Consider the following 7,690-nt stretch of genomic DNA (forward strand, 5'->3'; position numbering starts at 1 on the left):
AAAAAGTCGCTAAACAGCGACTTTTTTATTTTTAATGAATAAGTTTTTAGAACTTTAACAAATATTTTACGTTAATGATGCAACCATAAACGTAATTTTCGCATCTAAACAATAAGAAAGAAAAGAATTTTGGACGAAAAACAACTGATAAAAGCTTGTATCAATAACGATTCGAAAGCACAACGTATGCTTTATGAAAAATATGATGCGCGATTTTTTACGGTTTGTAAACGATATTTTACCGATATACAACAAGCAGAAGATGCATTGGTAAAAGGATTTTTGAAAATATTTCAGAATCTAGAGAATTATTCGTTCGAAGGAAGTTTTGAAGGATGGATGCGCAGAATTATGATTAATGAATGTTTGATGGAGTTACGAAAAAATAAAATTTTTCATCTTAATGTAGACGATTACTCCTCCTCTATTTCATCCAATCAAGAAGCTTCGCAACAAATAGAAGAAGATGATCTAATGAAGCTTCTCGATTATTTACCAGAAGGTTGTCGCCTTGTGTTTACGCTTTTTGTTATTGAAGGTTATAAACATAAAGAAATTGCCGAAAGTTTAGGAATTACAGAAGGAACATCGAAATCGCAACTCAATTTAGCGAAATCGAAATTGAAGGAAATGTTAAGTAAAAATGACCATATAAAATCAAATATATCGTGAATACAAATGATCCAATAGAAGAATTATTTCGTACAAGAAGTAACGAAACTGTCGGTGAAAAACCGAGAGATTTGGTTTGGAAACGTATTGAATCTGGTTTGCAGAATGAGGAAAAGAAAAAGAAACCTATTCGCGAATTTATTTCGAGTGTATGGTTTTCTGCAGCTGTTTTCGCATTGATTGCAATTCCTTACTTTGTGCTTTTTATCGAAAATATTAATACCGAAAATAAAGAAAATACGCTTGATGTTGTAAAAATAACTATTCCATTTATCAAGCAAACTCCAAAAGAAGAAGAAATAATAGTTTTAGATTCGAAAGAAAAGGATTTGAATAAACCTTTAGAGGTTGTAAAAACAGAGAAAGTTGTTAAAGAACCAACATATAAAGTCATTGAAGAACGTTCAACCAATGAAGTTGCTGATGAAAACTATTTTCCTCAATTAGCTAAAGCTGCTTCTATAGAAGCACCAATTAATTTATCAGCACCACAATCTATGGAAGCACGTTCGAAGGTTTTAGATTCAATTGAAAATGGAGAACAATTTGCAAAAGCAAGTTGTCCAAATTTGAGATCTTTAAAGGATTCTGTTGCTTCGGATAAATTAACAGAGAAAGCTTCAAAGGTTAAGATTAGAGGTTTTTCTAGACCAAAAGATACTTCTGATGTTATGAAAATGTCTGTTGTTGCGCAACAACGTACAGCGAATACATTGCCGCAAACAATTTCGGGTGTAGAAGTTTCTCCTAAAAAAGCAGCTGTTGATAAATCTTCGATAATTTATAAACCATTGAAGTTTACAGTAAAAACAGATATTTTACGTACGAATTTCAAGTTACAGAAGAAATCAAAAGATAAATTAAAGTTTAAAAGCACAACCAATAATCTTATTATCTTATTTGAAAAGGGAACGGATAAAATTATTTTAACAACCAATGAACCAAAGGTTGATCCAACACTTTTAGGTGTTTTGGAGAAGAATAAAACGGAAATTTTCACGTATTACAATAAATAAAGAAGGTTCGCTAACAGCGAACCCATTTTATTTATTCCCGTATAATTTAATTGCATTTTCTTTATCTTGATTCATCGCAGCGATTAAATCCTCCATCGAATTAAATTTCTTTTCATCTCGCAAACGTCCTAAAAATTCAAGTCGAATTGTTTCGCCATAAATTTCTCGATTAAAATTTAGAATATTCACTTCTACTCTATGTTCTCGAGAATTGGTAACCGTTTCGCGAAATCCAATGCTTAATAGTCCTAAATATTTTTGATTATCTACAAAAACATCAACAGCATAAACACCATCTTTTGGGATCAATTTATTGGGATCAACTTGCAAATTAGCTGTAGGAAAACCAAGTGTTCGTCCTATTTTATCGCCATGAACAACTTTTCCAGAAAGTGGATATTTATAGTTAAGCGCTTTATTTGCATAGGAGATATTTCCTTCTATAAGAGCATTTCTAATTTTTGTAGAACTTACTGCTACATCATTTTCTTCGACAGCTTGTAATTGAATTAAATTGAAACCATATTCTTTTGAAAGAACTTGTAATTGTTCAAAATTTCCTTCTCTATTCTTTCCAAAATGATGATCGTATCCGATAACCAAAGTATCAATATGCAATTGATCGACTAAAAATTCTTTGACAAATTCAACAGAAGTTACTTGCGAAAAATCTCTAGTAAATTCTTGAATTACTAAATTTTTTAATCCAAATTGTTGTAATACGGATTCTTTTTCTTCTAAAGTTGTCAGAAATTTAAGATCACAATTTGGTTGTAAAACCATGCGAGGATGTGGATTAAATGTAATCAATACACTCTCTCCATCAATTTCTTTAGCAATTTTATTTAATTGATTTAAAATACTTTGATGACCAATGTGAGCACCATCAAACATACCCAATGTAAGGACAGGACATTTGATTGGTTTGATTTCTTCTATGTATTGATAAACGTTCACTAAAAATGATTTTCCACAAAATTAAGGCTTTCAAATCGAACTTCAAATCTATTTTTAATTTACACTGATTGTAATATTCTGATTATTAAACTAAATATTATGATAAAAATCTTAAAAAGTATATAAATTATAAAATGTTTTTAACATACCTTTGCACCCAAATAAAATAAACTAAATCATTTCATATAATGGCAAATCAAAAGAAAGGTAAGATTGCACAGGTTATTGGACCTGTAATTGACGTTATTTTTGATAACGCAGAAGGCCTTCCAAATATTTATGATGCATTAGAGGTTCCTCGTCAAGGAAAAGAAACATTAATTCTTGAAGTTGAGCAACACATCGGTGAAGATACTGTTCGTTGTATCGCAATGGATAGTTCTGATGGTTTACAAAGAGGTCAAGAAGTTATTGCCTTAGGAAGACCAATTATGGTTCCTATTGGTGAAGATGTTAAAGGACGTGTATTCAATGTAGTTGGAGATGCTATTGATGGTTTAGGGAATTTAGACAAAGAAAATGGTTTACCAATTCACCGTCCAGCTCCAAAATTCGAAGAATTATCAACATCTGCAGAAGTATTATTTACAGGTATTAAAGTAATTGACTTAGTAGAGCCATACGTAAAAGGTGGGAAAATTGGTTTATTTGGTGGTGCCGGAGTAGGTAAAACAGTATTAATTCAGGAGTTAATGAACAATATCGCGAAAGGACACGGAGGTTTATCTGTATTCGCTGGTGTTGGTGAAAGAACTCGTGAAGGAAATGACTTAATGCGTGAGATGATCGAAGCTGGATTAATTAATTACGGTGAAGACTTTATGCATTCTATGGAAGGTGGATCTTGGGATTTATCTAAAGTAAACAACGAAAATATGAAAGAGTCTAAAGCGGCTTTCGTTTTTGGACAAATGAATGAACCTCCAGGTGCACGTGCTCGTGTTGCTTTAACAGGTTTAACATTAGCTGAATATTTCCGTGATGGTGATGGACAAGGTCAAGGACGTGACGTATTATTCTTCGTTGATAATATTTTCCGTTTTACACAAGCAGGATCTGAGGTTTCTGCCTTATTAGGACGTATGCCTTCTGCAGTTGGTTACCAACCAACATTAGCAACAGAAATGGGTGCTATGCAAGAGCGTATTACATCTACTAAAAACGGATCTATTACATCTGTACAAGCTGTATACGTTCCTGCGGATGACTTAACTGACCCTGCGCCAGCTACAACTTTCGCTCACTTAGATGCTACAACAGTATTAGATCGTAAAATTGCGTCATTAGGTATTTACCCAGCGGTAGATCCATTGAATTCTACATCTCGTATCTTATCACCAGCAATTATTGGTAAAGAACATTATGAAACAGCACAACGTGTAAAAGAAATCTTACAACGTTACAATGCTTTACAAGATATCATCGCGATTTTAGGTATGGAAGAGTTATCAGAAGAGGATAAATTAGTTGTACATCGTGCACGTCGTATCCAACGTTTCTTATCTCAACCATTCCACGTTGCAGAACAATTTACAGGTATCCCAGGTGTTTTAGTAGACATTAAAGATACTATCAAAGGATTCAACATGATCCTAGATGGTGAAGTTGATCAATATCCTGAAGCTGCATTCAACTTACGTGGAACAATCGAAGAAGCGATTGAAGCTGGAGAAAAAATGTTAGCAGAAGCTAAATAAGATAATTTAATCATATAAAGAGTGCTTACGTTCCTTTTCTTTTTTTGAAAGTTGCTAAGTACTCTTTTTTTTAAAACAATAGGATTATGCACTTACAAATTATTACGCCAGAATTCGTAGTTTTCGATGCAGAAGTAGATGCTGTTACTTTACCTGGAAAAGATGGTGAATTTCAGTTATTAAATGACCACGCTCCTATCGTTGCAACTTTAGGTGAAGGAACAATAAAAATTAAAGTTCACACAAAAACTTTCGAAGAATTTAACAATCAATCTGGAAAAGTTTACAATTCTCCATCTAACGAATCTACATTATTGTTAGACATCAAAGGAGGAACGATTGAAATGAACAATAATAAAGTAATCGTTTTAGCAAACTAATTACTTTTTTATCATAAAAACTTAAAAGGAGATCAATTTTGATCTCCTTTTTTATTTTTTCCACTTCATCTTTCACTTTTTACTTCAAATATTATTCTGTTAAAATTGTTTTTATAGATTATGAAAGATGTATTTTAAACTTTTTGGTATAAAAATTCTTTTAAAATGTAGTTTGTAGATTTATTTTCTAAATTTATATTAAATATTTTATTATTTAGAAAATTATTCTAATTTCATATTAAATATAAAAACTACTAATTGTAGTTAGTTAGAAATGAGTAAATTTTTTTAAGATGAAGTATAATTCAAAAAAACATTCTTTTGGACACGGCGTCCTACTTCAGAGCATCTATAATTGCATCAATAGTAAAATTCGAATGTGTAGCTGTTAATCGCAGTTAATCAATCTACCTAATTTAATTATTAATCGTAGTCACATTCAAAACAATTTTATTATGTCAACAGAAAAACAATTACATTTCGATACTTTACAAGTACACGCTGGTCAAGAAGTAGATCCAACAACAGGTTCTCGCGCTGTGCCAATTTATCAAACTTCTTCTTATGTGTTCAATGATGCTGAGCATGGAGCAAATTTATTTGCCTTAAAAGAATTTGGTAATATTTATACAAGAATTCAAAATCCAACAACTGACGTTTTCGAAAAACGTATTGCTGCCCTTGAAGGCGGAGTTGCGGCATTAGCTGTCTCATCAGGACAAGCAGCACAATTTATTGCATTGAATAATATTTTAGAAACTGGAGATAATTTTGTCTCAGCATCTAATTTATATGGAGGAACTTATAATCAATTCAAAGTTGGATTTAAACGTTTAGGAGTAGAAGCTCGTTTTGCGAAAGATGCAGATCCTTCAATTATAGAATCTTTAATTGACGAGAATACAAAAGCAATTTATGCTGAAACAATAGGAAACCCAAGTTTTAATATTCCAGATTTTGAAGCAATTGCTACAATTGCACAAAAACATAACATTCCATTTATAGTAGATAATACATTCGGTGCAGGTGGTTATATTTTCAAACCATTGCAACATGGAGCAAATATTGTCGTTGAATCTGCAACAAAATGGATCGGAGGACATGGAACTTCGATTGGTGGGGTGATTATTGATGGCGGAAATTATGATTGGGGAAATGGTAAATTCCCTCAGTTCTCTCAACCATCTGAAGGTTATCATGGTTTAGTTTTTTCTGATGTTTTCGGAGTTAATGGACCTTTTGGTAATATTCAGTTTATTATTCGAGCGCGTGTTGAAGGTTTACGTGATTTTGGTCCTGCAATTTCTCCTTTCAATTCATTCTTATTATTACAAGGTTTAGAAACTTTATCTTTAAGAGTTCAGAAACATTTAGATAATACGTTAGAAATTGCACATTGGTTAGAAAATCATCCACAAGTAGAAAAAGTAAATTATCCTGGATTAACATCTTCTCCAAGTCATCATTTGGCAAAAAAATATTTAGAAAATGGTTTTGGAGCTGTATTATCTTTCCAAATAAAAGGAGATTCGGCTAAAGCAAATCAATTTATTGATAGTTTAGAATTAATTAGTCATTTAGCAAATGTTGGCGATGCAAAATCATTAATTATTCATCCATCAGCAACAACTCATCAACAATTAAGTGATGATGAACAAAAATCTGCTGGAGTTTTCCCAGGTTTATTAAGGCTTTCAGTTGGTATCGAATATATTGATGATATTAAAAATGATCTTCAGCAAGCTTTTGATAAAATTAAATAAACAAAGTTTTAGTTATACATTTATTCAGTGGATTTTCATCAATACAATTATACAAAACCATTTCAGTTAGAAAATGGTCAAATTCTCGAAAATTTAACTATTGCATATCACACAGCTGGAACGTTAAACTCCAAAAAAAATAATATAATCTGGGTTTGTCATGCTTTAACGGCAAACTCGGATGTTTTTGATTGGTGGGCTGGTCTTTTTGGAGAAAATGAATTGTTCAATCCAAAAGATCATTTTATCATTTGTGCAAATGTGATAGGATCTAATTACGGAACAACAAATCCTTTGTCTACAAATCCTAAAACAAAAAAGCCTTATTATCGAGATTTCCCTATAATTACGATAAAAGATATGGCAAATGCTCATCAACTTTTAGCCGATTATTTAGAAATATCAAATATTCATTTATTAATAGGAGGTTCACTCGGAGGACAGCAAGCATTAGAATTTACTTTATTAAATAAAGTGAAAGTAGATAATTTAGTATTGTTAGCAACTAATGCTGTACATTCTCCTTGGGGAATTGCTTTCAACGAATCACAACGATTAGCAATTGAAGCAGATTCTAGTTTTTATGAATTGACAAATGATGGAGGAAAAAATGGGTTGATTGCAGCCAGAACTATTGCGATGTTATCTTATCGTACATACACTATATATAATGATAAACAAAAAGACGAGGATTTTATTTCTGATGATTTCAAAGCTTCTTCTTATCAAAAATATCAGGGGCAAAAGTTAGCGAATCGATTTAATGCACATTCATATTGGATACTTTCTAAAGCAATGGATTCACAAAATATAGCACGAAATAGAAATACTTTAGAAGAATCGTTAACTCAAATTTCCTCGAATACATTAGTAATTGGTATTTCTTCAGATATTTTATTTCCACCTTTGGAACAAAAATTTATTGCGAAGCATATTCCAAATGCTAAATATTTCGAAATAGATTCTATTTATGGCCATGATGGTTTTTTGGTTGAATTAGATAAGCTGAATAATATTTTGAGAGAATTAGCATAAACTTTAGTGTTAATAACGTCATCGAAATAATATTTAAAGGTTTTTCTTCGAAGAATATTTCCTATTTTTCTATTATATAAAAGAGCATTTTCGCTTTAAAAAGGCTTATAAAGGGACTCGAACCAAAAAAGTTCAAAAAATATTTATCGTTATACCAGCAAGTTAGGTAG

At 31.5% G+C, this 7,690-nt stretch carries 7 protein-coding genes; 6 read left to right on the top strand and 1 reads right to left on the bottom strand.

Features of this window, described 5'->3' with window-relative positions; translation table 11 throughout:
- Positions 1-129 precede the first annotated feature (129 nt).
- The gene (locus ACMHJW_RS10930; protein ID WP_413533447.1) at positions 130-672 is read left to right on the top strand and encodes an RNA polymerase sigma factor; all 543 of its coding nucleotides are present in this window, start codon (positions 130-132) and stop codon (positions 670-672) included.
- Complete coding sequence (locus ACMHJW_RS10935; RefSeq protein WP_413533448.1) at positions 669-1,688, top strand: hypothetical protein; 1,020 nt, start codon at positions 669-671, stop codon at positions 1,686-1,688. The genes ACMHJW_RS10930 and ACMHJW_RS10935 overlap by 4 nt, the downstream gene beginning before the upstream one ends.
- A 27-nt stretch (positions 1,689-1,715) precedes the next feature.
- Here the strand turns inward: ACMHJW_RS10935 and ACMHJW_RS10940 are convergent, their stop codons facing one another.
- Positions 1,716-2,645: a bifunctional riboflavin kinase/FAD synthetase gene (locus ACMHJW_RS10940; RefSeq protein ID WP_413533449.1), complete on the bottom strand. Its 930-nt coding sequence runs from the start codon at positions 2,643-2,645 to the stop codon at positions 1,716-1,718.
- 188 nt (positions 2,646-2,833) lie between these two features.
- On the opposite strand from ACMHJW_RS10940, the gene atpD reads away from it, so the two are divergent.
- The 4 genes from atpD (at position 2,834) to ACMHJW_RS10960 (ending at position 7,520) form a co-directional block, all read left to right on the top strand.
- Positions 2,834-4,342, top strand: a complete 1,509-nt coding sequence (atpD, locus tag ACMHJW_RS10945) for a F0F1 ATP synthase subunit beta (protein WP_413533450.1) — start codon at positions 2,834-2,836, stop codon at positions 4,340-4,342.
- An 86-nt stretch (positions 4,343-4,428) separates the two neighbouring features.
- Positions 4,429-4,722: a F0F1 ATP synthase subunit epsilon gene (locus tag ACMHJW_RS10950; protein ID WP_413533451.1), complete on the top strand. Its 294-nt coding sequence runs from the start codon at positions 4,429-4,431 to the stop codon at positions 4,720-4,722.
- Positions 4,723-5,177: 455 nt separating this feature from the next.
- Complete coding sequence (locus ACMHJW_RS10955) at positions 5,178-6,485, top strand: O-acetylhomoserine aminocarboxypropyltransferase/cysteine synthase family protein (RefSeq protein ID WP_413533452.1); 1,308 nt, start codon at positions 5,178-5,180, stop codon at positions 6,483-6,485.
- 27 nt (positions 6,486-6,512) lie between these two features.
- Entirely contained in the window at positions 6,513-7,520 is a 1,008-nt protein-coding gene (locus ACMHJW_RS10960) for a homoserine O-acetyltransferase family protein (RefSeq protein WP_413533453.1), read from the top strand.
- Positions 7,521-7,690: the final 170 nt, after the last annotated feature.

Source organism: Empedobacter brevis, from assembly GCF_965118635.1.
Lineage (GTDB): Bacteria > Bacteroidota > Bacteroidia > Flavobacteriales > Weeksellaceae > Empedobacter > Empedobacter brevis_A.